We start from the raw sequence: 23,763 nt of genomic DNA, 5'->3' as shown, positions 1-23,763 counted from the left end.
TCACGTGTCAATCAAATGGGCACCCAGAAGGGGCTGGTCATGGTGGATGTCTCGCAGATCGAGTTCGGTATCGACAGCTTCGGCGACCTGCCGCGCAATGCGGACGGCGACGTCGTCTCGCACCCGGAGGCGATCCGGGCCGTCGTCGCCGAGGCGGTCCTGGCGGACCAGGTGGGCATCGACGTCATCGCGCTGGGCGAGCACCACCGCCCCGAGTACGCGATCTCGAGCCCGGAGACCGTCCTCGCCGGCATCGCGACGGCGACGAAGCGCATCAAGCTCGCGTCGGGTGTGACGGTGCTGTCGTCGGACGACCCGGTCCGGGTCTTCCAGCGGTTCGCGACCGTCGACGCGCTCTCGAACGGGCGCGCCGAGGTGATCCTCGGCCGTGGCTCCTTCACGGAGTCGTTCCCGCTGTTCGGGTACGACCTGAAGGACTACGACACGCTGTTCGAGGAGAAGATCGACCTCTTCAGCCACCTCCTCGACGAGAAGCCGGTCACGTGGGAGGGCACCATGCGCGCCTCGCTCCACGAGGCCGACGTCTTCCCGAAGACCGAGTCCGGGCGGCTTACGACCTGGGTCGGCGTGGGCGGTACGCCGCAGTCGGTGCTCCGCACCGCCTACTACGGGTTCGGTCTCATGCTCGCCATCATCGGCGGCCCGCCCGACCGGTTCGCGCAGTACGTGGAGCTCTACCGACGGGCGCACGAGAAGCTCGGCACCACGCCTGGGCCCGTGGGCATGCACTCGCCGGGCTTCGTCGCCGCGACCGACGAGGAGGCGAAGGAGCTGTTCTACCCGGGGTACCGCGAGATCCGCGACCGGATCGGCGCGCTCCGCGGCTGGCCGCCCCTGCGCCGCGACGAGTTCGAGGCCGACGTCGAGCAGGGCTCCCTGTACGTCGGGTCGGTCGACACGGTGGCGCGCAAGATGGCGCGGGCGATCCGCGTCCTCGACGTCGGCCGGTTCGACATGATCTACTCCTCGGCCGGCGCGGTGTCGGCCGACGCGCGGCTGCGCTCGGTCGAGCTGTACGGCACCCAGGTCATCCCGCGAGTGCGCGAGCTGCTCGCCGAGCAGCCCAGCACGGTCGGGGCGGCACTTTGAACCCGGCCAGGACGACCATCGGGATCCTCGGCGCCGGCAAGGTCGGCACCGTCCTGGCGCGGCTGGCTGTCGCCGCCGGCTACCGCGTGCTGATCTCGGGGTCGGGCGATCCGGAGAAGATCGCGCTGACCATCGAGGTGCTCACCCCCGGCGCGACGGCGGTGTGGCCCGCCGAGGCGGCGTCCGCCGACGTCGTCGTCCTCGCGCTGCCGCTCGGCAAGCACCAGGGGCTGCCGGTCACGGAGCTGGCGGGCCGGCTCGTCGTCGACGCCATGAACCACTGGTGGGAGATCGACGGTCCGCGCGACGGGATTCTCCCGGGTGACCTCTCGTCGAGCGAGTTCGTGGCACGGCTGCTGCCGGGCGCGCGTGTCGTAAAGGCCTTCAACCACATGGGCTACCACGACCTCGAGGACGGTGCCCGCCCCGCGGGTGCCGTCGGGCGGAAGGCGATCGCGCTGGCCGGGGACTCCCCCGCCGACCTTGCCGTCGTCGCCGAAGTGGTCGACGCTCTCGGGTTCGACCCGTTGGTGATCGGCGATCTCGCCGAAGGTGTCCGGCTCGAACCCGGCACCCCGGCGTTCGGCGCGAACGTGGGTCTGGACGAACTCCGTACGCTGGCCGATACGCCCGCGCCCACGATCGTTCTGGAGGCCTCATGAAGGACAGGACCGGTGCGCCCGTCACCGTCACGCTGAACACGGGGCGCCCGATCGGGGCGTACGCCGTGCAGGTCGACGGCTCGCCCGTGGTCGGGAGGGCCGACTTCGTGGACGGGCCCGCGGGTTCCGGCGGCTCTGCCGGTGCTGACGACGCCGCGGGCGGTGGAGACCGGATCTTCTTCCACACGGAGGTCGACGAGGAGTACGGCGGGCGCGGCCTCGCGGGCATCCTGGTGCGCGAGGCCCTCGCCGACAGCATCCGCAAGAACATCGTGGTGGTCCCTGTGTGCCCGCTGTTCGCGGCGCACCTGGCGAAGCACGGGGACGAGTACGTGGCGGCGGGCGGGGCGATCCGCCAGCCGACCAAGGACGACATCGCGCAGGTCACCGAGGCCGTGAAGGCGCAGCGGGCGGCGGCTCGGGAGGCTCGGCGGGCGGGGCGGGCGGGCGAGTAGACGACGCGGCGTTCGCCGCCGACGCCGTCGCACTACGGCTTCGTCAGCGACAGCCCATCAACCGGCAGCTTCTCGACGAACCAGTGCTCACGCGCCTGCGGGATGACGATGCCCAGCTCCTGACCGTCGGAGGTGGTGGCGTCCCAGACCGGGGTGCCCGGGTCGAGGAACCACAGGTCGCTCTTGTCGCGCGGACGGGACTCCTGGCTACGCAGCGTCAGCGCCACGGCCTCGCCGGCAGGCTTGACCCAGACCAGCCGACCAGCCTCGTCGGCGGTCGCCTTGGCCTTGATCCACTTCTTCTTCCGGGCGAGCCCGGGGACACGGCCGGCGCGCGCCCAGACGACGATCTCCACGGTGCCCGATCCGGCGCGCTTGGCAGCGCGGCGCCGGAAGATCCACTGCACCACCAGGCCGCCGAGCACGATGCCGCCAAAGATGAAAAGTGGTCCAACAACTTCGTCAGGCACGATCGTTCCTTTTCGTAGTACCGGGTAGTGCCGCTGAGCATGAGCGGCCTGGAGGACCATAAGGGGCGCGCGGGGGCCACCAGGACCAGATCAACCGCCCTGCGGGTGTTCCTGCAGAAGATCACCCGCACAACCGGCTCCCCCGAGCCCGGCAACCGCCCAGCCCTCCCAGGAGCGCTAGCCTCACCCCGTGACCCTCTTCATCGACCCGCCGGCCTGGCCCGCGCACGGGACGCTCTTCTCCCACCTGGTCTCCGACAGGTCACTCCAGGAACTCCGGCTCTTCGCGCGAGCCGCCGGCGTGCCCGACCGCGCCCTCGACCTCGACCACTACGACGTCCCCGCCGAGCGGTACGACGACCTGGTCGCGGCGGGCGCCGTGCCCGTCGACGGCGGTGACCTGGCCCGACGCCTGGCCGGCTCAGGGCTGCGCGTCTCCGGCGCCGAGCGGAACCGCGCCAAGCGCGCCGCGCTCCTGAGCCGGTGGGACGCCCTGTGGGCCGACCCGAGCCTGGCCCACCACGCCGGCACCGACCTGGTCGAGCGCTGGCGCGAACCGCACCGGGTCTACCACACGACGTTCCACCTGGCCGCTGCCCTCGACGCCCTCGACGTCGTCGCGGCCGGGAGCCGCATCGACGACCGCGGTCTCTGGCACGCCCGGCTCGCGCTCTGGTTCCACGACGCGGTGCACGACGGCGTCGCCCAGCAGGACGAGGAGCGGTCCGCCGAGCTCGTCGCCGAGCTGCTCGGGCCGCTCACCAACGCCGGCGTCACCGCAGAGGACATCGACGAGACCGCACGCCTCGTCATGGTCACGGCCACCCACGATCCGGCGCCCGACGACGTCGTCGGCGGCCTGGTCAGCGACGCCGACCTGGCGGTGCTCGGCGGCAGCCCTACCGTCTACACGCGGTACACGCACCAGGTCCGCGCCGAGTACTGCGACGTCCCCGACTCGCTGTTCCGCGCCGGCCGCTCCGAGGTGCTCCGCGGCCTGCTGGCGGGCGGCCCCCTGTTCCGCAGCACCCCGGGCACCACCCGCTGGCAGGACGCCGCGACGGCGAACCTCGCCGCCGAACTGGCCCTGCTGGCCGCCTGATCCCGGTCGGCAAGACGTCGGGCGGTCGGCAGAATGTCAGATGGTCGGTTCCTCGGAATGCCGACCACCTGACATTCTGCCGACCACCCACCCGCGGCCCCAACCCCGCCCCGCGACAGCCCACCGCCCCGCACGCGGTAGCCTTCGCCGCGTGACTCCCCTCAAGGTCTCCGCCGTCGTCGCGGGCGTGCTCGCCGTCGCCTTCACCGTCCCCGTCGTCGCAGTTCAGGCCACCGGGAACGCCCGCGTGCGCAACGGCGCGAGCGAGATCGAGAAGGCCGACGCCGTCATCGTGCTCGGGGCGGGCCTGCGCACGGACGGCACGCCGTCGACCTACCTGCGCCGCCGCGTCGAGGGCGGCGCCGAGCTGTTCCGCGCGGGCGTCGCGCCGACGGTGATCCTGAGCGGCGACGCCCACGACAACCCCGACGGCACCCGCTACGACGAGCCGGGCTCGATGCGCGCCTGGCTCCTGGACAACGACCTGGGCGTCCCCGACGACGCGATCGTGCTGGACCGCGAGGGCTTCAACACCACGGCCACGTGCCGCCGCGCGTACGACCTGTACGGCGTGCGCACCGCCGTCGTCGTCACGCAGGACTACCACCTGCGCCGCACCCTCTATTCCTGCGTGGAGGCCGGGCTGGACGCCGTGGGTGTCGGCGTCAGCGCCGCGAGCGTCCAGCCGGCGCAGTGGGCCTGGTGGCACGTGCGCGAGCTGCCGGCGAGCTGGAAGGCCGCGGTCCGCTCCCTCGCGAGGCGCCGCCCTCGCTGACTCACTTCTTCTTCGGCGTCACCCACAGGTGGATCGTGCCCTCGACCACCACGGTGCCGTCGGCCAGCACGCCGCGCACGCGGACGGGCAGGTCCTTGTCGTCGCCGTCCCACTGCGCCTGGTCGGTCTCGGCCACGCAGGTGACATCGCCGGTCGACTTCGCGAGGTAGTGCACCTCCATGCCCTTGGGCAGCCACCGCTTGTCGTCCGGCACAGTGGCCTCGGCGAGCGAACCCATGGCCATCTCGAGCCCGTTGCAGACGGCGATCGCGTGCACCGTGCCGATGTGGTTGCGGTTGCGCCACCGGTTGGGGACGACGACCTCGCCGTAGTTCGGTCGCATGTCGACCACGCGCGGGGCGATGGTGCCGAAGTACGGGGCCTTGAGGCTGTACGCCAGGCTGAAGATCCGCTTCCCGAGCAGGCCACCGACCACCGGCAGCGAGTTGGCGGACTTCCAGAAGGCATGGAGCTGCGTCGTCATGCGGGTGAGCGTACTCGCCCCGGTGACGACCGTTCACTCCTTCGACGACCATACGGTCGTCGCCCCGACCCCGAGGAACGTCGAACCCCTCAGGACATGCGCAGCCTGCGCATCGCCCCCAGCGCCGTGGTGAGCACCCGGCTCGGGGTGTCCCCGCCCAGCCCGTAAAGGCTGTCAAGCGTCGCCCCGATCCGGGCGCCACGCGACGTCACCACGGTCTGCTGCCGGGTCATGCCGGTGATCGACGCCGCGCCGTGCCGCCCGCCGAGCCCCGACGACTTCCAGCCGCCGAGCGGCGCGGAGACCGAGCCCCAGGTGAGCGTGTACCCGTCGTTGATCGCGACCGACCCGCACTCCAGGCGCGCCGCCAGGCGCCGCGCCCGCGCGACGTCCCGGGTCCAGACGGCGGAGTGCAGCCCGTACTCGGTGTCGTTGATGACCGTGACAGCGTCCTCGTCGCAGTCGACCCGCGTGATCGTGACGACGGGGCCGAAGGTCTCCTCGCGCGCGACGACGGCCTGGGCCGGCACGTCGTCGAGCACGGTCGGCGCGTAGAAGTACGGGCCGACGTCGGCGCGGTGCACCCCGCCCGCGAGCACCCGGGCGCCGCGGGCCAGCGCGTCGTCGACGTGCGCGGTCACCTTGTCGAGCTGCGCGGCGGAGGTGAGCGAACCGATGTCGGCCGAGTAGTCCAGCGCCGGGCTGAGCCGCAGGTTGCGCACGGCGCGCACGAACTTGGCCACGAACTCGTCGGCGATCGCCTCGTGCACCACCAGTCGTTCGACGGACACGCACAGCTGCCCGGCGTTCGAGAAGCAGGCCCGAACGATGCCCGGAACTGCGGCGTCGACGTCGACGTCCTCCGCGACGTACAGCGCGTTCTTGCCGCCGAGCTCGAGCGTCGCCCCGATGAGGCGCTCCCCCGCGCGTGCGGCGACCTTGCGCCCCGTGGCGGTCGAGCCCGTGAACGCGACGTGGTCGACGTGCTCGATCAGCGCCTCGCCCACGTCCGGACCGCCCGCGACCACCTGGAACAGGCCCGCCGGCAGGCCGGCGTCGTCCAGGGCCTCGGCCGCCCACAGGGCGGTGAGGGTGGTCTGCGGGTCCGGCTTGAGCACCACCGCGTTGCCGGCGAGCAGTGCGGGCAGAGCCTCGGACAGTGCGAGCACCAGCGGGAAGTTCCAGGGAGCGATCGCGCCGACGACGCCGACGGGCCGGCGGTGCACCTGTACACCCGCCAGGAGCGGGACCATGCCGCGCAGACGACGGGAAGCCAGGTAGCGCTCACCGCGGACGGCGTAGTGCCGGGCGACCTGCGCGATGTCCGCGATCTCCTCGAACGCGGCGCGCCGCGACTTGCCTGTCTCGAGCTGGATCAGGTCGAGCGCCTCGGACTGTCTCTCCAGGACGATGCGACCGAGCCGCTGGAGCACCCCGGCACGGTCGCGCACCGAGAGGCGCGCCCAGCCGCGCTGCGCCACCCGCGCGCGGACAACGCTGGCGGCGACGTCGTCGGCGGAGGAGACCGGGAAGGTCACGAGGGGAGCACCCGTGAACGGACACATCGAGCGGTGCGTGCCGGAAGCCTCGGACGTCGCGATCCGAGCCACGAGCGGCGCCATCACGCCGGGCTCGAGAACGAAGGTTCCCTGCGGGTGCTCGGGGTCGAGCACCGCGCCGACGGCACCACTCGCTGCTGCGTCGGCTGCTGTGTCGTCGATCATGGCGGCCACCCTACGCGCAAAACCCTGCACCATGTATTGATAGATGTGTGAAACTGACTTTCATGGCGCTTGGTCGCGACGGCCGCGATCTCGCCCCGCGGCGGCGGTCGTGGCTAGTTCTGCTCGACCCAGCGACCCAGGACGGTGGTCTCCTGATCGCCGTAGCCGAGCCGCTCGTAGAAGCCGAGCACGGCGGTGTTGGTGGTGCGCACCATGAGCTGGATCTTGCGCGCGCCACGGGCCACCAGCCAGGCCTCGGCCGCGACCACCGCGGCCCGGCCCAGGCCCGTGCCCTGCAGCCCGGGTGCGACCGCCACGTAGTACAGCCAGCCACGGTGCCCGTCGAGCCCGGCCATGGCGGACGCCGCCACGCGGCCGTCGGCCCGGGCGACCAGGACCGTCGAGGTGCTGCCCGCGCGGGCGTCGGCGATGTCGAGGTGCGGGTCGTTCCAGGGCCGGATGAGGCCGCACTCCCGCCACAGCTCGACCACCTGGTCGACGTCGGTGTCCGTGATCTCGACGAACTCACCATCGGCCACGGGCGCTGCGGCCAGGACCGGGGCGAGCGGCTCGGTACCCGACACGGGCGTCACCGTGGCTGGTACGGCGACACGACGACCTCGACCCGCTGGAACTCCTTGAGGTCGGAGTAGCCGGTCGTCGCCATCGCGCGGCGGAGGGCACCCACGAGGTTGAGCGTGCCGTCGGCCTGCTTGCCGGGCCCGAAGAGGATCTCCTCCAGGGTGCCGACCGTACCCACCTCGACGCGCTCGCCGCGCGGCAGCTGCGGGTGGTGCGCCTCGGGACCCCAGTGGAAGCCCTTGCCGGGGGCCTCCGCAGCCCGCGCGAGCGCGGCACCGAGCATGACGGCGTCCGCGCCGCAGGCCACGGCCTTGACGATGTCGCCGGAGTGGCCCACGCCGCCGTCGGCGATGACGTGCACATACCGGCCGCCCGACTCGTCGAGGTAGTCGCGGCGGGCCGCGGCGACGTCGGCCACCGAGGTGGCCATGGGCGCGTGGATGCCGAGGCTGACACGCGTGGTGTGGGCGGCGCCGCCGCCGAAGCCGACGAGCACGCCCGCGGCGCCCGTGCGCATCAGGTGCAGCGCGGCCGTGTAGGTCGAGGCCCCGCCGACGACGACGGGCACGTCGAGCTCGTAGATGAAGCGCTTGAGGTTGAGCGGCTCGGCGTTGCCCGAGACGTGCTCGGCCGAGACCGTGGTGCCGCGGATGACGAACAGGTCGACACCGGCGTCGACCACCGTCTTGTAGAACTCCTGGGTGCGCTGCGGGGTCAGCGCGCCGGCGACGGTGACGCCGGCCGAGCGGATCTCCTTGAGGCGCTGCGTGATGAGCTCAGGCTTGATGGGCTCGGAGTAGATCTCCTGCATGCGGTGCGTCGCCTCGCCGACGGGCAGCGCCGCGATCTCCGCGAGCAGCGGCTCGGGCGACTCGTAGCGGGTCCACAGGCCCTCGAGGTCGAGCACGCCCAGGCCGCCGAACCGGCCCAGCGCGACCGCGCTGTCCGGGGTCATCACGGAGTCCATCGGGGCCGCGACGATCGGCAGGTCGAAGTGGTACGCGTCGATCTGCCAGCCGACCGAGACGTCCTTCGGGTCGCGTGTGCGCCGGGAGGGCACCACCGCGATGTCGTCGAAGGAATAGGCGCGCCGCCCACGCTTGCCGCGTCCGATCTCGATCTCGTTGCTCACCCGCCAAGCCTACCCATCGCTGCTGACCCGGCGCGCAGTGTCTCGGTGATGTGCGGGGTGGCACGAACCACAGTGTCAGTGAGCGGTGGCAGGGTTCTCCCTGGACGCACCGGTGAACCCGGACGAGCAGGGAGGACACCATGAACGAGACCTGGATCCACAGGCCGCTGCTGGGCTTCGACACCGAGACCACGGGGGTGGACGTCACGGGTGACCGCATCGTCACCGCGGCTCTCGTGCTGCGTACGCCCGGAGTCGGCACCGAGGTGCGCACCTGGCTGATGGACCCGGGTGTGGAGATCCCGCAGGAGGCCGCCGCCATCCACGGCATCTCCACCGAGCACGCCCGGGCCCACGGCGTGGCGCCCCGGGAGGCGCTGGAGGAGATCGCCGCGGAGCTCGCCACCCACCTGGCCGACGGCGTCCCGGTGGTCGCCTACAACGCCGCCTTCGACCTCTCGCTGCTCGACTCCGAGCTGCAGCGCCACGGGCTCAAGACCCTGCCCCAGCGCCTGGGCCGGCCCGTCGAGCCGGTGGTCGACCCGCTGGTCATCGACCGCTGGCTGGACCGGTACCGGCCGGGCAAGCGCCGCCTGGGCGACCTCTCGCAGTGGTACGGCGTCACCTCCGACGGTGACCTGCACACCGCCGAGGTGGACGTGCTGGCGACACTCGACGTCCTGGAGGCGCTCGCACGGCGGTTCCCACAGTTGTCCCGCATGTCCCTGGCCGACCTGCACCAGCAGCAGATCGGCGCGCACCGCCAATGGGCGGTCAGCTTCAACGAGTGGCGCCGCGACCAGGGCCTGACCGGTCCCGACGCGTCGGGCGCCTGGCCGGTACAGCACGCGACGAGCGCCTGACGGGCGGGGCGGGCGGCCTCGCCCCGGGAAGTGTCCGGGGCGAGGCCCTGCTCAGCCCGCTGCAGCTCAGCGCGGGTAGACGGCGTCGACCTCCACCTCGACCAGCCAGCCGTCGACCGGCAGGTTCTCGACCTCCAGCGCGAAGCGCGACGGACGCGCCTCGTTGACGACCATGGGCTCGGTCGTCGCCGAACCGAGCTGCACGTCGAGCACCTCACCGGTGGCCAGATCCGTGTTCGCGAAGAACTGGCGGTAGGCCCGGTTCCACCCGGCGAAGTCCATCTTCTCGGCGCCCCGGGGGTTCTGCAGGAACACGCGCATCGAGACGACGTCGTCGTACGACAGACCCGCCTTGTCCAGGTTCTCGCCGATCCGCATGAGGGCGTTGATGCCCTGGGCCTCGGTGAGGGTGACGCCCGCGGGCAGCTCCCCGCCGGGGAACACGTCGGTGGGGATGTACCGCTCCTCGGCACTCACCCCCGGCGTGGTGTTCCGGGCGGCCGGGCCGAGGCCGGAGGACTTGTACCAGGACACGTTCTTTCCGATCGCCACGCCGTCGGCGATGAGCGGGGTGTCCCCGGTGACGAACGAGTGGGCGCGCGTGGGGTCGGGCCGGAAGGCGTGGGCGGCCGCGAACGCGGTCCCGGGGACCGCGATCGCGGCGGTGACGACGACGGCGGTGATCAGCGCGGCACGGTTCTTCATGGTGCTCCTCCATCTGGCCGGGCCGGGTGCCGCGAGGGCGCCCGGATGCGGTGTGGCCCGGCGGACGGCACCGGGTGGCGCGGACGCTAGCCACGGGGAGTTTCGGCGGGATGTCCACTTCGAGTCGGGTCGGGAACGACTCCGCAGCGCGGTTCGAATCGTTCCTGCGGAAACGCTGACCTGCGGCGGAACCCGGAAACACCATGGTTACTACGCGCAACTGCGCAGTAACGGCGGAGACTCGCAGCGGTGACCTTCGGTCCATAGCGTCCGGCGCGGTGCTGACGGCGGCCCCGGCTTCTTGCCGAGGTTCGCGTGCGTCAGGCCTGTCGACACGAGAGGTAGGGACCGTGGTCACCGAGAAGAGCACCCCAGGTGTCTCCCGCCGTAACTTCCTGCAGGCCGTCGGCGCCGGCTCCAGCGCCGGTGTCATGTTCGCGACGATGGGCGCGATGGGTCTGGCCCCCAGCGCCGCGGCCCAGCCGAGAGCCGAGTCCTGGGTCCCCCCGAAGGCCGGCGACTTCACGCTGACCGGCCGGTCCACGAAGAAGGTCGTCGTCGTCGGCGCGGGCCCCGCCGGCCTCGCGACCGCGTACGAGCTGCAGAAGGCCGGCTACCGCGTGACCGTGCTCGAGGCGCGGCACCGCCCCGGCGGACGGACCCTGACGATCCGCGGCGGCGACAGCGAGACCGACGTCAACGGCGTCAAGCAGACCGCGCGGTTCGCCGACGGCATCTACATGAACGCCGGGGCCGGCCGTATCGCGCAGTGGATGGTCACCATGGACTACATCCGCGAGCTGGGCGTGCCGTACGAGGTGTTCACCAACGCGAACGCCGACGCCTACCTCTACAACGAGCGGACCGGCGCGACGCCGGGCAACCCGGTGCGCTACCGCACCGCCAAGGCCGACGTCTTCGGTTACACGTCCGAGCTGCTGCACCACGCCACCGACCAGGGCGCCCTGGACCAGAAGCTGACCGCGGAGGACAAGGACAACCTGCGCTCGTTCCTGCGCAGCTGGGGTTCGCTCAAGTCGGACGGCACCTACGCCGGCGGCAGCAACCGCGGCTTCGAGGTCTACCCGTCCGCCTGGAACGAGCACGGCACGCCGTTGCCCGGACCCGGCACGGTCTCCGAGGTGCTGGCCTCGAAGGTGGGCCAGTACTTCCCGTTCGAGATCAACTGGGAACAGTCGATGCTCATGTTCCAGCCCAAGGGCGGAATGGACACGACCTACCGGTACCTGGTGCGGGCCATCGGCAGCCAGAACGTGCACTTCCGCTCCCCGGTCACGGGCGTGGAGAACACGAGCCGCGGGGTCAAGGTCACCTACACGCCCGAGAACGGGCGGGAGCGTCAGATCGAGGCCGACTTCGCCGTCGTCGCGGCGCCGGCGGGCCTCATGCGCCGGTGGGACACCAACTGGGGCCCGCAGATCGACGCGGCGCTCGGCGAGTTCGCCGTGGGCTCCCCCGCGGGCAAGATCGGCCTGCAGTACAAGTCGCGGTTCTGGGAGGACGACCACCGGATCTTCGGCGGGATCACGGAGACCGACATGGACCTCGCCCACGTCTGGTACCCGTCGTACGGGTACGGCGAGCGCAAGGGGCTCGTCGTGGGCTACTACAACACCGGCGCCAACGCCCGCACGTACGCCGACATGACCCCGAAGCAGCGCGAGCTGCGCGCCGTCGAGCAGGGCGTGAAGATCCACGGGGAGAAGTACCGCAGCGAGCTGGACACGTCGTTCTCGATCGCCTGGCACAAGGTGCCCTACATCGAGGGCGCCTGGGCCTACCCGAACACCAGCTCCGCCGGCTTCCGGCTGCTGCAGCAGGGGGCCGGCAACGTGTACTTCGCGGGCGACTGGATGTCCGAGGTCTCCGCGTGGCAGCACGGCGCGTTCTGGTCGGCCCGCTACGCGGTGCAGGCCCTGCACGCCCGCGTCATGGCGAGCTGACGGGTTCGATTCGCCGCGGTGGAACCGTGGCGAGACGGAGCTGGGGCCGGAGCACTGATCAGTGCTCCGGCCCCAGCTCCGTCTCGCCGCGTTCTGCTTCGGCAGGGTGGCAGGATCAGAAGCCGCTGTAGTTCGGCGCCTCGACCGTCATCTGCACGTCGTGCGGGTGGCTCTCCTTGAGCGACGCCGACGTGATGCGGACGAACCGGCCGTTCTCCTGCAGCTCCGGGACGGTCCGCGCACCCGTGTAGAACATCGTCTGGTGCAGACCGCCGATGAGCTGGTGCGCCACGGTGGCCAACGGCCCCTTGTACGCGACCTGGCCCTCGATGCCCTCGGGCACGATCTTGTCGTCGCTGGTGACCTCGGCCTGGAAGTACCGGTCCTTGGAGTAGGACTTCTTGCCGCGCGAGGACATGGCGCCCATCGAGCCCATGCCGCGGTAGGTCTTGAACTGCTTGCCGTTGACGAGCACCAGGTCGCCCGGGGTCTCCTCGCAGCCCGCGAACAGCGAGCCCAGCATCACGGACTCGGCGCCGGCCACGATGGCCTTGCCGATCTCGCCGGAGTGCTTGAGGCCGCCGTCGGCGATGACGGGCACGCCCGCCGGCTTGCAGGCGAGCGACGCCTCGTAGACGGCGGTGATCTGCGGCACGCCCACGCCGGTCACGACACGGGTGGTGCAGATGGAGCCCGGCCCCACGCCCACCTTCACGGCGTCGGCGCCGGCGTCGACGAACGCCTGCGCGCCCTGGCGCGTGGCGACGTTCCCGCCGATCACCTGGACGTCCTTGGTGGCCGGGTCGGTCTTGAGGCGCTTGACCATGTCGATCAGCATCCGCACGTTGCCGTGCGCGGTGTCGGCCACGAGCACGTCCACGCCGGCGTCGATCAGGGCCGTGGCGCGCTGCCACGCGTCGCCGAAGTAGCCGATCGCGGCACCCACCATGAGGCGGCCCTGGCCGTCCTTGGACGAGTTCGGGAACTGCTCGGACTTCACGAAGTCCTTGACGGTGATGAGCCCGGTGATGCGGCCGTCGGGGTCGATCAGCGGCAGGCGCTCCAGCTTGTGCTTGCGCAGCAGCAGCGTCGCGTCGTCCCGGGAGATGCCGGCCGGGCCGGTGATCAGCGGCTGCGGCGTCATCACCTCGTCCACCTTGGTGGTGGCCCACTCGGCGACGGGCGTGAAGCGCAGGTCGCGGTTGGTGACCATCCCGATGAGCTTGTTGTCGGTGTCGACCACCGGGAAGCCGGAGATCCGGAACTGGCCCGCGAGGGTGTCGAGCTCCTCGAGCGTGGCGTCCGGGCCGATCGTGACGGGGTTGGTGATGATGCCGGTCTGCGTCCGCTTCACGAGGTCGACCTGGGTGGCCTGGTCCTCAATGGAGAGGTTGCGGTGCAGCACGCCGAGGCCACCCTGACGCGCCATGGCGATCGCCATGGCCGACTCGGTGACCGTGTCCATCGCCGCTGAGATCAGCGGGATCTTGAGCGAGATCTCGCGCGTGAGGCGAGACGTCGTGTCGATGTCCGACGGCGCCAGGTCGGAGTAACCCGGCAGCAGCAGGACGTCGTCATAGGTGAGCCCGAGGAAACCGAACGGGTCGCCCGGCGAGGTCTGGTCCGTCATGCAGCAAGTCTACGGCCGCCGCGACCACAGATCTCGGCCGGGCCGTGGTACCGGCCGAGGCGTGCGTCACCTCGACTTGATGACGGCGAGCACCTCGTGCAGCAGCCCTGTGAAGGAGCGCACCCGCTGCACCGTGGGCCCGAACGGCAGCTCCGTCGCGGCGGCGTCGGCCCGCAGTCCGACAAAGATGGGCAGCTCCGGGTAGCTCTCGTTCACCGCGTGCACGACGTCGAGGTCCGGCTTGTTCTGCGTGGTGGCCAGCACCACCGCCGTCGGGCGGACCATCGTGACGAGTTCCACCGACCGGTGCGTGCTCGCGGGACCCGTGACGATGCGCGCCATCGAACCCTGGGCGGCCAGCGCGGCGGCGAGGGCGTGCGCCGAGAGCGGCACCACCTCGTCCGGGGCGGCGAACACCAGCACGATCTTGCGCATCCGGCTCGGGTGGTTGGCCGGGGGGCCACCCGCCTCGACCATGACCCGCTCGAACTCCTCGATGTAGTTGCGCAGGGCCCGCAGCGCGGACGTCGCGAGCACGACCTCGGGCATCTCACCAGGGCCGGCCAGGACCGTCCGCTCCGACAGCCGGAGCCAGGCGGGCTCGACGAGCTCGGTCCACCACGTGGCCGGGTCGCCCTCCGGGCCCAGCACGAGGAGGTTGTCGCAGGCGGTCCGGCTGTAGGCCAGCGCGGCGTCGACCAGGGCGGACACCCGGCCCGACGTCGGCGCCGGGGAGGCGGCGGACCGCGGACCGCCGGCCGGCGCCGGGGCCGCGGCCCCGCCCGTTCCGCCACCGCCGGACGCGCCTCCGGGCAGCGCCCGCAGGTGCGCGCGGCCGCGCGGCTCCTCGGGGCGGTCATCGTCCGACGCCGGCGCGGGGTCGTCGGTCTCGTCGTCGAACTGCGGGTCGCCCTCGGGCCCCGGCTCGTCGTCCTCGGCCGGGGCCTCGACGGTGCCGACGAACCTCTCGGCGAACTCGGCGTCGTCGACGTCGTCGTCGGCGAACTCGTCGACGTCGTCGGCCTCCAGGTCGCCCCCGACCTGCACCGCGGGCAGCGCGGGAGCGGTCTTGGTGGCGACCTGGAGCTCCGCGTCCCCCGCCTCGACAGCGGCGCGAGCCGCGTCGACGGGGGCCACGCCCTCAAGGGTCAGCCGGCGCATGACGAGGAGCCGGGCGACGTCGTCCGGTGTGTAGCGGCGGTGCGATCCAGCGGTGCGGCCCGACGGGCCGAGGCCGTAGCGGCGGTCCCACGTACGCAGGGTCGCGGGAGCGACCCCGAGGCGCCGGGCTACCGCGGCGACAGCCAGTCCGGGGCTGGATGTACGTGACCCGCCCGAGTTCTGGGCGGGTCGCGAAGAAGTCATGGACTCGATTCTGCCGACCGGACCCTCTCCGCGCCACTGCGAAACCCGGCGTGCCGCCGATCTCGGTGGATTCCAGTCCAGATTGGAACAAATCCGGTCAGGGCCGAACCGCTTCGGGCTGACTCGATTTGATCGAGATGAAACGAAATTGCCCCTTGAACAACTTCTGCACAACTTGTAGGTTGTTCGCCATGACGGAGATCTCGAGGCTTCCCGGTCCGGTGATGGAACTGTGGGAATGGCAGTACCAGGGTGCGTGCCGCGACGCGGACGACACCCTCTTCTTCCACCCCGAGGGTGAGCGCGGGTCGACCCGCCGGCGTCGCGCCGAGGCCGCGAAGGCGATCTGCCGCTCCTGCCCCGTGATGATGCAGTGCCGCGAGCAGTCGCTCCGCGTGCGCGAGCCATACGGCGTGTGGGGCGGGCTCAGCGAGGACGAGCGGTCGGCGATCCTCGCCGGCAAGTCCGTCTCCGCCTGACAGAGCCTGCCTGACCAGGCCGAACAACTTCTGCCGCACGATGTCGCGCGGCAACCTGAGGCAGCGCGCCTGAGGAAGCAGCACCCCACCGGGACGGGCGTGCGCCGAAGCACGTCGGCCGGGCGCCAGGCGCGCGGGCACGCGCACCAGGAACGGCACCGCAGACAGACAGCACCAGGGCTCCGCCACGACGAAGGCCCCGCACCGACCGGTGCGGGGCCTTCGTCTGTAGCTGTCGCGGACTGGGATCAGCCCACGACGACCGCGAGGACGTCGCGGGTCGAGAGCACCAGGTACTCCTCGCCCGCGTACTTGACCTCGGTGCCGCCGTACTTGGAGTAGATCACCTTGTCACCGACGGCGACGTCCAGCGGCACACGGTTGCCGTTGTCGTCGATGCGGCCCTGGCCCACGGCCAGCACCTCGCCCTCCTGGGGCTTCTCCTTGGCGGTGTCCGGGATGACCAGGCCGGAAGCGGTCGTGGTCTCGGCTTCGAGAGCCTTGACGACGATCCGGTCCTCGAGCGGCTTGATGGGGACCGACACGTCGGACCTCCTCTTTCGTGAGCGGATCGAGTGATCAGCTGCGTGGTTGACTTAAGGGGCTCGAACGTTCGACGGTCCGCCGTCGTCGCGGGTGCCGGCGGGCACGAACGTCTGGGTCCTCCGCCGCGACGCCCGCTGTCGGGTTCCGCGCCGGTGAACAACCCCAAATCTAGGTCGGCGCTAGCACTCGGTCAAGGCGAGTGCCAATCGCGTGGAGTCGCTCACACGCCTGGAGGCTGACTCGCCGCCAGGACGTCGAAAACTCGTCATCTCCACCAAAAGGTTGCGTCCGGATACTCGTCATGACCAGGACAAACGTGGAAAGATCTTCCCATGGATGCGGCGATTCTGAGCAAACTCCTCAGCCCTGAGGGCTGGGCCCTGCTTGCGGCACTTCCGCCGTACGACGAGCGCGACGCGATGCGCACCGTCTCCACACTGCGCTCCCAGGGCGTCGCGGCGGATCTCGCCGCCGCCGTCGTCACCCAGTCCCGGCTCCGCACGCGGGCCCGGGCCAAGTTCGGCGACTTCGCCGACGGGATGCTGTTCACCGCGGACGGCCTGGAGCAGGCGACGCGGCTCGTGGTCGCGGCGCTGCACGCCCGGCGGTACCTCGACGCGGGCATCACCGCGCTCGCCGACCTCACCTGCGGGATCGGCGCCGACTCCCTCGCATTCGCCGGCACGGGCCTGCGCGTCGTCGCGACCGACCTCGACGAGTGCACGGCCGCCATCGCGCAGTGGAACCTGCGCCACTTCCCCGAGGCAGAGGTGCGGCACGCGGACGGCCTGACGCTCGACCTGCGCGCCGAGGGCATCGAGGGTGTCTACGCCGACCCCGCCCGGCGCGTGCGCGGCGGGTCGGGCGGCCGCAGCCGCCGCATCTTCGACCCGCACGCCTACGAGCCCCCGCTCGACTCGGTCTGGGCGCTGCGCGAGACCGTGCCGGCCGTCGGCATCAAGGTGGGCCCGGGAATCGCGCACGAGGGCCTGCCCACCGACGCCGAGACCCAGTGGGTCTCCGTGAACGGCGACGTGGTCGAGGCCGGGCTCTGGTTCGGCCCGCTCGCGCCCGACGGACCCGGCCGCTCGGCCCTCGTGCTGCGCACCTTCACCGACGGCGACGGCAAGGAGCACACCCTCAGCCGCACCGTGCGCGGCGACGACGTCGAGCCGGAGGTCGGCGGCGTCGGCCAGTTCTTCTACGAGCCCGACGGCGCCGTCATCCGCGCCGGCCTGGTGGGTCAGGCCGCCGCCGAGCTGGGCGGGCGCCTCGTCGACCCGACCATCGCGTACGTGACCACGGACGAGCCGGCCGCCATGCCGTCGGCCAGGCCCGCCGACCCGGCCGGGGCGCAGGCCCCGATCGCGACCGGATACCGGGTGCTCGACACCATGCCGTTCGGCCTGAAGCGGCTCAAGTCCTACCTGCGCGACCGGAACGTCGGGCGCGTCACGATCAAGAAGCGGGGCACCGCCGTGGTGCCTGAACAGCTTCGCAAGCAGCTCGTACTCACCGGAACCGAGGAGGCGACGATCGTGCTCACCCGTGTTGCAGGCAACCAACAGATACTGCTCGTCGAACCCCTGGGAGCCGTATGAGCTCGCCGGCCCAGCTCGGCTTCGGCGAGTCCCCACGGTCGACCGTGGGGATCGAGTGGGAGATCGGGCTCGTGGAGCCCGGCACCGCAGACCTGTCCCAGGCGGGACCCGAGGTGCTGGAGGCTCTGGCCCGCGACGGCGGCAACCGGCAGCGCGGCTCCGGCGGGCTGATCCCGCACGTCACGGGCGAGTACATGAAGAACACGATCGAGCTGGTCTCGGGCGTGGGCAGCACCGTGGCCGACGCCGGAGCCGACCTCACCCGCACGCTCGAGCACGTGCGCACGGTGACCGACCCGATGGGCCTGGAGCTCATGGGCGGCGGCACGCACCCGTTCGCCCGGGGCGCCGACCAGGAGATCGGCGACAAGGAACGCTACGCCCGGATCCGCGAGCGCACGGGGGTGTGGGGTACGCAGCTGATCATCTGGGGTCTGCACGTCCACGTCGGCATCGAGGACCGGGAGAAGGCGCTGCCGCTGATGCGGGGGATGCTCAAGTACTTCCCGCACCTGCAGGCGCTGTCCGCCGCCTCGCCGTACTGGGCGGGTGAGCACTCGGGCTACGCGTCCAACCGGTCGCTGTTGTTCCAGCAGATCCCGAGCTCGGGCCTGCCGCTCGCGTTCCGGACCTGGCAGGAGCTGGAGGCGTACGCGGGCGACATGATGCACGTGGGCGCGGTCGAGGTGTTCAACGAGGTGCACTGGGACATCCGCCCGTCGCCCAAGTTCGGCACGCTCGAGGTCCGGGTGTGCGACGGCCCGACCAACCTCACCGAGGCGCTGACGCTGGCCGCGCTGGTGCACTGCCTGGTCGAGCACCTGTCCACGCAGCTCGACCAGGGCCGGGACCTGGTCGAGCTGCCGCCCTGGTACGTGACCGAGAACAAGTTCCGCTCGGCACGCTACGGGCTGGACGCCACAGTGATCCTCGACGCGCACGGCAACCAGGGCCACGTCGTCGACGCGATCGGCAAGCTGCTGGTCGAGCTCGAGCCCGTGGCGCACCGTCTGGGCTGCGCCGGGGAGCTCGCCGGTGTGCGGGACATCGTCCGCACGGGTCCGTCCTACCGGCGGCAGCAGGAGGTGGCCGCGGCGCACGACGGCGACCTGGTGCCGGTGGTGCGCGCCATGATGGAGGAGATGCGCGCCGGCCGGCCGCTGGCCGGCTGACGGCGCCGCGCCGGGGTCAGACGACCCGCGCGGCGTCGTCGAAGCTCAGGCGCGGGGCGCGCGGGCGGGTGGTGTCGGCGCCGTCGGCCGCGCTGACGTTGACCACGAGGAAGCCCTTCCAGCCGTTCTCGGCGAAGAACTCCGCGTCGATCCCGGCGTAGTCGCCGTTCATCGGGCCGACGGCCAGGCCTGCGGCGCGCAGGCCGACGAGGAGGTAGCCGGCCTGGAGCAGGGCGCTGGTGCGCGCCGCCCCGGCGCGCATCTCGGCGTCCCCGGCGAACATCTCGCGGGCACCCGGCATGTGCGGGATCAGCACGTCGAGCCGCTCGTGGAAGTCGGTGTCGTAGGCGAGCACGAGCGTGACGGGGGCCTTGGACACCCGCTCCTGGTTGTTCTCGGGCATGTGGCCGACGAGGCGCTGCCGGGCCTCCGGCGTGCGGACGACGAGCATCCGCAGCGGGCTCGTGTTCATCATCGTCGGGCCCCACTTGATGAGGTCGTAGACGGCGGTGAGCTGCTCGTCGGTGACCTCCGACTCCGCGAAGGTCGTCACGGTGCGCGCGGTACGGAACAGGCGGTCCGCGGTCGCGTCGTCGATGGCGAGCGGTGCGGTGGCCTCGAGTGCTTGAGTCATGCCCGGTGGAACAAAGTTGCCCTGAGCGATAGTTCCAGATTCAACCGTGACGTCCCGCACGTCCGCGTGTCACATCCCAGCCGGTTCCACGCTCACCGCCGCCGGGGAACTAGGCTGGAGCACATGGCAGATCCACTGGTGCTCGGTATCGAGACCTCCTGCGACGAGACCGGCGTCGCGCTGGTCCGCGGAAACGACCTGCTGGTCGACGCCGTCGCCAGCTCGATGGAGGAGCACGCCCGCTACGGCGGCATCATCCCCGAGGTCGCCAGCCGCGCCCACCTCGAGGCGATGATCCCCACCATCCAGAAGGCCCTCGGCGAGGCGGACGTCGACCTGTCCGAGGTCGACGCGATCGCCGTCACCGCCGGGCCCGGGCTCGTCGGGCCGCTCACCATCGGTGCCTCGGCCGCGAAGGCCCTGTCCATCGGCCTGAACAAGCCGCTGTACGGCGTGAACCACGTGATCGGTCACGCGTGCGTGGACCAGCTCGTGGACGGGCCGCTGCCGGAGCGCGCGATGGCGCTCGTGGTCAGCGGCGGACACAGCTCGCTGCTGCTGGTCGACGACATCGCCACCGACGTCACCGAGCTCGGCTCCACCCTGGACGACGCCGCGGGCGAGGCCTTCGACAAGGTCGGTCGTCTGCTCGGCCTCCCCTACCCCGGCGGTCCGCACATCGACCGGCTCGCGCGCGAGGGCGACCCCACCGCCATCCGGTTCCCCCGCGGCCTCACGGCCGCGAAGGACCAGGCCAAGCACGCCTACGACTTCTCCTTCTCGGGTCTCAAGACGGCGGTGGCCCGCTGGGTCGAGGCCCGCACGGACGCCGGGCAGGAGATCCCCGTGCACGACGTCGCGGCGTCGTTCGCCGAGGCCGTCGCCGACGTCCTGACGGCCAAGACCATCGCCGCGTGCCACAAGCACGGCGTCGAGACGCTGGTGGTCGGCGGCGGGTTCTCCGCCAACAGCCAGCTGCGCGAGATGGCGGCCAAGCGCTGCGCCGAGGCGGGCATCGACCTGCGCATCCCGCCGATCCGCTACTGCACGGACAACGGCGCGATGATCGCGGCGCTCGGCTCCGCCGTCGTGCGGGCCGGGTTGGCGCCGAGCAACCTGGACATCCCGGTGGACTCGTCGATGCCGCTCACCACGATCACCGTCTGAGCCGGAGGTGAGCGCAGGCGGAGCGCCGAGGAACGAGGCGCACCGCCCGGAGCGAACCGCAGGCTCGGACGGCAACGTCACCGTCTGAGCCTCTGAACCTCCGGCCGCGCTGTCGGTGGATGGCTCTACGCTGCGTGCCGTGACAGTGATCCCGCTCGAGAAGCTCGAGCCCGCGCCCGTCATCGAGACCGCGCGCCGCCTGCGCGAACGCATCGGCGCGCGGTTCCCCGACCGGGGCATCCACCGGGTGGCCCAGGAGCTCGCGACCCTGACGGAGCAGGTGGCGGACACCTCGGCGGGGACCCGACGGCGCAGCCGCCTGGTGCGGGCCGGCTCGCGTCTCCTGATCGCCCTCGTGGTGCTCGTCGCCCTGGTCGCGTTCGGCTTCGCCGTCGAGGCCGCGGGCACCGATGCGCCGGACAACGGCCTCGACTGGTTGCCCCTCATCGAGAGCGCCGTGAACGACATCGTGTTCGTCGCGATCGCCGTCGTCGTGCTGCACTCGGTGCCGCAGCGGGTGCAGCGGTCGGACCTGCTGGCCAAGCTGCACCGGCTGCGTTCCCTGGCGCACATCATCGACATGCACCAGCTCACCAAGGAGCCGGAGATCCTGCGGGACGCCTTCACGGGCGAGTCGGAGAACAACGACGTCGACCTGACCCCCGAGCAGATCGAGTACTACCTGGAGTACTGCACCGAGCTGCTGTCGATCGTGGGCAAGGCGGCGGCGCTGTGCGCCGAGGAGTCGCAGGACGACATCGTGCTGAACACGGTCTCGACCATCGAGTCGCTGACGGTCGGCATGGCCCGCAAGGTGTGGCAGAAGATCCTCGTGCTCAACGAGGTCAGCCCCACGCCCTGACGCGGTCCATGCCTGCCCGGCGCACGGTCGGTCAGCCCACCGCGACGGGCCGCGCGGGATCGTTCGACCACTGCGACCAGGAGCCCGGGTACAGCGCCGCGTCCACACCGGCGATCGCGAGGGCCGCCACCTCGTGCGCCGCCGTGACACCCGAGCCGCAGTACACGCCGACGGTCGCGCCGTCGGCGGCGCCCAGGGCACCGAACCGCCGCCGCAGGTCCCCGGTCGGCAGGAACCGGCCGTCCGCGCCCAGGTTCTCGGCCGTCGGCGCGCTGACCGCGCCCGGGACGTGCCCGGCTTGCGGGTCCACCGGCTCGACCTCGCCGCGGTACCGCTCGCCGGCCCGGGCGTCCAGCAGCACACCGGCGCCGTCGGCCAGCTCTGCCGCCTGGTCGGCGTCGAGCACGGGCATGGCCCCGGGTCGGACGACGACGTCGCCCGGCTCGGGCGTGACGTCCCCCGGCTCGACGGCGGAGCCCTGCGCGGTCCACGCTGCGAGTCCGCCGTCGAGGATGCGGACGTCGGGCACGCCGAAGTAGCGCAGCAGCCACCAGGCCCGGGCGGCCGACGTGCCGCCCACGGAGTCGTAGACCACCACGCGCGAGCCGGCCGAGACGCCCCAGCGGCGCGCCGCCGCCTGGAACGCCGCCGCCGAGGGCAGCGGGTGCCGCCCCTCGGCGGGCGAGCCGTGCGCGGCCAGCTCCGACTCCAGGTCCACGTACACGGCACCTGGCACGTGCCCGGCGCGGTACTGGTCGTGGCCGTCGGTCATGCCCAGCGCCCAGCGGACGTCGAGCACGACGGGCCGACCCTCGGCCGGGTCCGGCACGCCGCCGACCTGCAGGTCGGCCGCCAGCGTCGCGGCGTCGACCAGGACTTGTTTCCTCATGCCGCGTCTCCCGTGGCGTCGTCCGGGGTGTCTGCAGCCGGGGCGTCCACCGGCGACTCGACCGCGGCGTCCGCCGTCGGGTGCTCCACCTCGGACAGCTCCAGGCGCATCGTGTACGCGTCCATGTCCTCGGGCTGGTAGTAACGCTTGCGCACGCCGAGGATCTGGAAGCCGAAGTCGCGGTACATCTCGATGGCGGGCGCGTTGTCGACGCGCACCTCCAGCAGTACGGCCTCTGCCTTGACCTTGCGGGACCGCTCGATGAGGGCGTTCATGAGCTGGCGCCCGACGCCGTGCCGCTGCACGTCGGGGTCCACGCCGATGGTCATGATCTGCGTGACGTCGCCGTCGAACCACAGCCCGGCGTAGCCGACGACGGGCTGGTCCCCGGCGCGGTCGAGCCGCTCCGGCTCCGCGACGACGTACCAGCGGCCCAGGCCGGCGAGCTCGTCGGCGAGCATCCCGTAGGTCCAGGCGCCCCGGCCGAAGAGCTGGCGCTCGAGCTGCAGCACACGGTCGAAGTCGGCGCTGCGCAGCGGGCGGAGCCGCACCTCGGTGATCATGCGGCACCGCCGGTGGCGGCCGTCGCCGGACCGGCCCCGGAGCCGGCACCCGAGCCCGTCGGGGAGCCCGGCTCGTGCACGTCCGGACGCCGCAGGTACAGCGGCTCGGTCGGCAGGTCCTCGCCGGCCGCGCGGCGCACGAGGGCCAGCCGGGCGAGCACGGTCGCGTCCGGGACCAGCGGGGCGTCGTCGGCCACGGGCAGGAACTCCGGGTAGAGCATGGCGCCCTCGCCGACCACGACGGGCAGCGGGGCGTCCCCGGCGTCCGGTGTGGGGAGCTGGCCCTGGGCGACGAAGCCGGCCCGGTCGACGTCGGGCCCGGCGGTCCGCTCCACGACCGGTACGCCGTGCGGCCCCTCGTGCGCGACCACGCGGTAACGCGCCCAGTAGACCTCCTTGCGGCGGGCGTCGGAGGTGGCCAGGATCTCCTGCCCCGCCCGGAGCCCGAGGTCGCTGACGGCCTGCACCGCCAGGGCGTCGAGGCTCGGCACGCCCAGCACGGGGATGCCGAGGGAGAGGGCGAGCGTCCGGGCGGTCACGAGCCCGACGCGCAGCCCCGTGAACGGGGCGGGACCCGTTCCGGCGACGACGGCGGTCAGGTCGGCGCGCTCGATCCCGGCCTCGTCGAGGACCTCCGTGATCAGGGGCGCGAGCGACTCGGCGTGCCTGCGGCGCTCGTCGGAGGAGCGGGACGCGAGGCGCGCACCGTCCTCGTCGACGAGGGATACGGCGACGGCTGCTGAGGTATCGAGAGCAAGAACGGCCACGCCACCAGGGTATTACGGCCCCAGGCGGCCGCAGGGAATGATCGGCGGTTCGTCAGGTGA

Annotated in this window: 25 protein-coding genes; 12 read left to right on the top strand and 13 right to left on the bottom strand. The window is 71.9% G+C overall.

Annotated elements, in window-relative coordinates; genetic code table 11:
- Positions 1-15 precede the first annotated feature (15 nt).
- The 3 genes from ACH47X_RS14405 to ACH47X_RS14395 are packed head-to-tail and all read left to right on the top strand — an operon-like array spanning position 16 to position 2,227.
- A complete protein-coding gene (locus ACH47X_RS14405; protein WP_397405293.1) occupies positions 16-1,110 on the top strand; it encodes an LLM class flavin-dependent oxidoreductase in 1,095 nt (364 codons plus the stop codon).
- Positions 1,107-1,772 (top strand): NADPH-dependent F420 reductase, encoded by a 666-nt coding sequence (locus ACH47X_RS14400; protein WP_397405291.1) that lies wholly within the window; start codon positions 1,107-1,109, stop codon positions 1,770-1,772. Before ACH47X_RS14405 ends, ACH47X_RS14400 begins: the two co-directional genes overlap by 4 nt.
- Entirely contained in the window at positions 1,769-2,227 is a 459-nt protein-coding gene (locus ACH47X_RS14395) for a GNAT family N-acetyltransferase (protein ID WP_397405289.1), read from the top strand. Before ACH47X_RS14400 ends, ACH47X_RS14395 begins: the two co-directional genes overlap by 4 nt.
- 32 nt (positions 2,228-2,259) lie before the next feature.
- On the opposite strand, the gene ACH47X_RS14390 is transcribed toward ACH47X_RS14395, so the two are convergent.
- Positions 2,260-2,697 (bottom strand): hypothetical protein, encoded by a 438-nt coding sequence (locus ACH47X_RS14390; RefSeq protein WP_397405287.1) that lies wholly within the window; start codon positions 2,695-2,697, stop codon positions 2,260-2,262.
- Positions 2,698-2,887: 190 nt separating this feature from the next.
- On the opposite strand from ACH47X_RS14390, the gene ACH47X_RS14385 reads away from it, so the two are divergent.
- The gene (locus ACH47X_RS14385; RefSeq protein ID WP_397405285.1) at positions 2,888-3,799 is read left to right on the top strand and encodes a DUF4031 domain-containing protein; all 912 of its coding nucleotides are present in this window, start codon (positions 2,888-2,890) and stop codon (positions 3,797-3,799) included.
- Positions 3,800-3,950: 151 nt separating this feature from the next.
- The gene (locus ACH47X_RS14380) at positions 3,951-4,574 is read left to right on the top strand and encodes a vancomycin high temperature exclusion protein (RefSeq protein WP_397405283.1); all 624 of its coding nucleotides are present in this window, start codon (positions 3,951-3,953) and stop codon (positions 4,572-4,574) included.
- Position 4,575: 1 nt separating this feature from the next.
- Here the strand turns inward: ACH47X_RS14380 and ACH47X_RS14375 are convergent, their stop codons facing one another.
- From ACH47X_RS14375 to ACH47X_RS14360, 4 genes are all read right to left on the bottom strand, one after another.
- Positions 4,576-5,058 (bottom strand): hotdog fold domain-containing protein, encoded by a 483-nt coding sequence (locus ACH47X_RS14375; RefSeq protein ID WP_397405281.1) that lies wholly within the window; start codon positions 5,056-5,058, stop codon positions 4,576-4,578.
- A gap of 89 nt (positions 5,059-5,147) precedes the next feature.
- Complete coding sequence (locus ACH47X_RS14370) at positions 5,148-6,782, bottom strand: succinic semialdehyde dehydrogenase (protein ID WP_397405279.1); 1,635 nt, start codon at positions 6,780-6,782, stop codon at positions 5,148-5,150.
- Between the two features lie 113 nt (positions 6,783-6,895).
- Positions 6,896-7,366 (bottom strand): GNAT family acetyltransferase, encoded by a 471-nt coding sequence (locus ACH47X_RS14365; RefSeq protein WP_397405277.1) that lies wholly within the window; start codon positions 7,364-7,366, stop codon positions 6,896-6,898.
- Between the two features lie 5 nt (positions 7,367-7,371).
- A complete protein-coding gene (locus ACH47X_RS14360) occupies positions 7,372-8,496 on the bottom strand; it encodes a GuaB3 family IMP dehydrogenase-related protein (RefSeq protein ID WP_036964899.1) in 1,125 nt (374 codons plus the stop codon).
- 140 nt (positions 8,497-8,636) lie between these two features.
- Between ACH47X_RS14360 and ACH47X_RS14355 the strand changes: the two genes are divergently transcribed.
- Positions 8,637-9,359, top strand: a complete 723-nt coding sequence (locus tag ACH47X_RS14355) for an exonuclease domain-containing protein (protein WP_397405275.1) — start codon at positions 8,637-8,639, stop codon at positions 9,357-9,359.
- A gap of 66 nt (positions 9,360-9,425) precedes the next feature.
- Here ACH47X_RS14355 and ACH47X_RS14350 read toward each other — a convergent pair whose 3' ends face one another.
- Complete coding sequence (locus tag ACH47X_RS14350; protein WP_397405273.1) at positions 9,426-10,064, bottom strand: Rid family hydrolase; 639 nt, start codon at positions 10,062-10,064, stop codon at positions 9,426-9,428.
- Between the two features lie 350 nt (positions 10,065-10,414).
- On the opposite strand from ACH47X_RS14350, the gene ACH47X_RS14345 reads away from it, so the two are divergent.
- Entirely contained in the window at positions 10,415-12,028 is a 1,614-nt protein-coding gene (locus ACH47X_RS14345) for a flavin monoamine oxidase family protein (protein WP_397405271.1), read from the top strand.
- Positions 12,029-12,143: 115 nt separating this feature from the next.
- Here ACH47X_RS14345 and guaB read toward each other — a convergent pair whose 3' ends face one another.
- Positions 12,144-13,658 (bottom strand): IMP dehydrogenase, encoded by a 1,515-nt coding sequence (gene guaB / locus ACH47X_RS14340; protein WP_036964893.1) that lies wholly within the window; start codon positions 13,656-13,658, stop codon positions 12,144-12,146.
- 66 nt (positions 13,659-13,724) lie between these two features.
- Positions 13,725-15,023 (bottom strand): MerR family transcriptional regulator, encoded by a 1,299-nt coding sequence (locus tag ACH47X_RS14335; RefSeq protein WP_397405268.1) that lies wholly within the window; start codon positions 15,021-15,023, stop codon positions 13,725-13,727.
- Positions 15,024-15,214: 191 nt separating this feature from the next.
- On the opposite strand from ACH47X_RS14335, the gene ACH47X_RS14330 reads away from it, so the two are divergent.
- Positions 15,215-15,502, top strand: a complete 288-nt coding sequence (locus tag ACH47X_RS14330; protein WP_020016179.1) for a WhiB family transcriptional regulator — start codon at positions 15,215-15,217, stop codon at positions 15,500-15,502.
- A 248-nt stretch (positions 15,503-15,750) separates the two neighbouring features.
- Here ACH47X_RS14330 and groES read toward each other — a convergent pair whose 3' ends face one another.
- A complete protein-coding gene (gene groES, locus ACH47X_RS14325) occupies positions 15,751-16,047 on the bottom strand; it encodes a co-chaperone GroES (protein ID WP_020016178.1) in 297 nt (98 codons plus the stop codon).
- A gap of 333 nt (positions 16,048-16,380) precedes the next feature.
- Between groES and ACH47X_RS14320 the strand changes: the two genes are divergently transcribed.
- Both ACH47X_RS14320 and ACH47X_RS14315 read left to right on the top strand, forming a co-directional pair.
- Positions 16,381-17,649, top strand: a complete 1,269-nt coding sequence (locus ACH47X_RS14320) for a class I SAM-dependent methyltransferase (RefSeq protein ID WP_397405266.1) — start codon at positions 16,381-16,383, stop codon at positions 17,647-17,649.
- Positions 17,646-18,821, top strand: a complete 1,176-nt coding sequence (locus ACH47X_RS14315) for a glutamate--cysteine ligase (protein WP_397405265.1) — start codon at positions 17,646-17,648, stop codon at positions 18,819-18,821. Before ACH47X_RS14320 ends, ACH47X_RS14315 begins: the two co-directional genes overlap by 4 nt.
- 16 nt (positions 18,822-18,837) lie before the next feature.
- Here ACH47X_RS14315 and ACH47X_RS14310 read toward each other — a convergent pair whose 3' ends face one another.
- Positions 18,838-19,455 (bottom strand): malonic semialdehyde reductase, encoded by a 618-nt coding sequence (locus tag ACH47X_RS14310; RefSeq protein WP_036964618.1) that lies wholly within the window; start codon positions 19,453-19,455, stop codon positions 18,838-18,840.
- 123 nt (positions 19,456-19,578) lie between these two features.
- On the opposite strand from ACH47X_RS14310, the gene tsaD reads away from it, so the two are divergent.
- Complete coding sequence (gene tsaD / locus ACH47X_RS14305) at positions 19,579-20,622, top strand: tRNA (adenosine(37)-N6)-threonylcarbamoyltransferase complex transferase subunit TsaD (RefSeq protein WP_397405263.1); 1,044 nt, start codon at positions 19,579-19,581, stop codon at positions 20,620-20,622.
- 139 nt (positions 20,623-20,761) lie between these two features.
- Positions 20,762-21,484, top strand: coding sequence for a hypothetical protein (locus ACH47X_RS14300; protein ID WP_036964616.1), 723 nt, complete (start codon positions 20,762-20,764; stop codon positions 21,482-21,484).
- Positions 21,485-21,515: 31 nt separating this feature from the next.
- On the opposite strand, the gene ACH47X_RS14295 is transcribed toward ACH47X_RS14300, so the two are convergent.
- The 3 genes from ACH47X_RS14295 to tsaB are packed head-to-tail and all read right to left on the bottom strand — an operon-like array spanning position 21,516 to position 23,703.
- A complete protein-coding gene (locus ACH47X_RS14295; RefSeq protein ID WP_397405261.1) occupies positions 21,516-22,373 on the bottom strand; it encodes a sulfurtransferase in 858 nt (285 codons plus the stop codon).
- Positions 22,370-22,936, bottom strand: a complete 567-nt coding sequence (gene rimI, locus ACH47X_RS14290; protein ID WP_142032797.1) for a ribosomal protein S18-alanine N-acetyltransferase — start codon at positions 22,934-22,936, stop codon at positions 22,370-22,372. The genes ACH47X_RS14295 and rimI overlap by 4 nt, the downstream gene beginning before the upstream one ends.
- On the bottom strand, positions 22,933-23,703 hold the full coding sequence (gene tsaB, locus ACH47X_RS14285) for a tRNA (adenosine(37)-N6)-threonylcarbamoyltransferase complex dimerization subunit type 1 TsaB (RefSeq protein ID WP_397405259.1): 771 nt from the start codon (positions 23,701-23,703) through the stop codon (positions 22,933-22,935). The genes rimI and tsaB overlap by 4 nt, the downstream gene beginning before the upstream one ends.
- Between the last annotated feature and the right edge of the window lie 60 nt (positions 23,704-23,763).

It is taken from the genome of Promicromonospora kroppenstedtii (assembly GCF_044389675.1).
Lineage (GTDB): Bacteria > Actinomycetota > Actinomycetes > Actinomycetales > Cellulomonadaceae > Promicromonospora > Promicromonospora kroppenstedtii.
This window is presented reverse-complemented; position numbering and strand designations above follow the sequence as displayed.

Coding starts and splice junctions, on each gene's coding strand:
- ACH47X_RS14350 (WP_397405273.1), bottom strand. CDS start 10,064: ATGAAGAACCGTGCCGCGCTGATCACCGCCGTCGTCGTCACCGCCGCG.
- ACH47X_RS14405 (WP_397405293.1), top strand. CDS start 16: ATGGGCACCCAGAAGGGGCTGGTCATGGTGGATGTCTCGCAGATCGAG.
- ACH47X_RS14370 (WP_397405279.1), bottom strand. CDS start 6,782: ATGATCGACGACACAGCAGCCGACGCAGCAGCGAGTGGTGCCGTCGGC.
- guaB (WP_036964893.1), bottom strand. CDS start 13,658: ATGACGGACCAGACCTCGCCGGGCGACCCGTTCGGTTTCCTCGGGCTC.
- ACH47X_RS14315 (WP_397405265.1), top strand. CDS start 17,646: ATGAGCTCGCCGGCCCAGCTCGGCTTCGGCGAGTCCCCACGGTCGACC.
- ACH47X_RS14330 (WP_020016179.1), top strand. CDS start 15,215: ATGACGGAGATCTCGAGGCTTCCCGGTCCGGTGATGGAACTGTGGGAA.
- ACH47X_RS14310 (WP_036964618.1), bottom strand. CDS start 19,455: ATGACTCAAGCACTCGAGGCCACCGCACCGCTCGCCATCGACGACGCG.
- ACH47X_RS14295 (WP_397405261.1), bottom strand. CDS start 22,373: ATGAGGAAACAAGTCCTGGTCGACGCCGCGACGCTGGCGGCCGACCTG.
- tsaD (WP_397405263.1), top strand. CDS start 19,579: ATGGCAGATCCACTGGTGCTCGGTATCGAGACCTCCTGCGACGAGACC.
- ACH47X_RS14335 (WP_397405268.1), bottom strand. CDS start 15,023: ATGACTTCTTCGCGACCCGCCCAGAACTCGGGCGGGTCACGTACATCC.
- ACH47X_RS14375 (WP_397405281.1), bottom strand. CDS start 5,058: ATGACGACGCAGCTCCATGCCTTCTGGAAGTCCGCCAACTCGCTGCCG.
- ACH47X_RS14355 (WP_397405275.1), top strand. CDS start 8,637: ATGAACGAGACCTGGATCCACAGGCCGCTGCTGGGCTTCGACACCGAG.
- rimI (WP_142032797.1), bottom strand. CDS start 22,936: ATGATCACCGAGGTGCGGCTCCGCCCGCTGCGCAGCGCCGACTTCGAC.
- ACH47X_RS14395 (WP_397405289.1), top strand. CDS start 1,769: ATGAAGGACAGGACCGGTGCGCCCGTCACCGTCACGCTGAACACGGGG.
- ACH47X_RS14320 (WP_397405266.1), top strand. CDS start 16,381: ATGGATGCGGCGATTCTGAGCAAACTCCTCAGCCCTGAGGGCTGGGCC.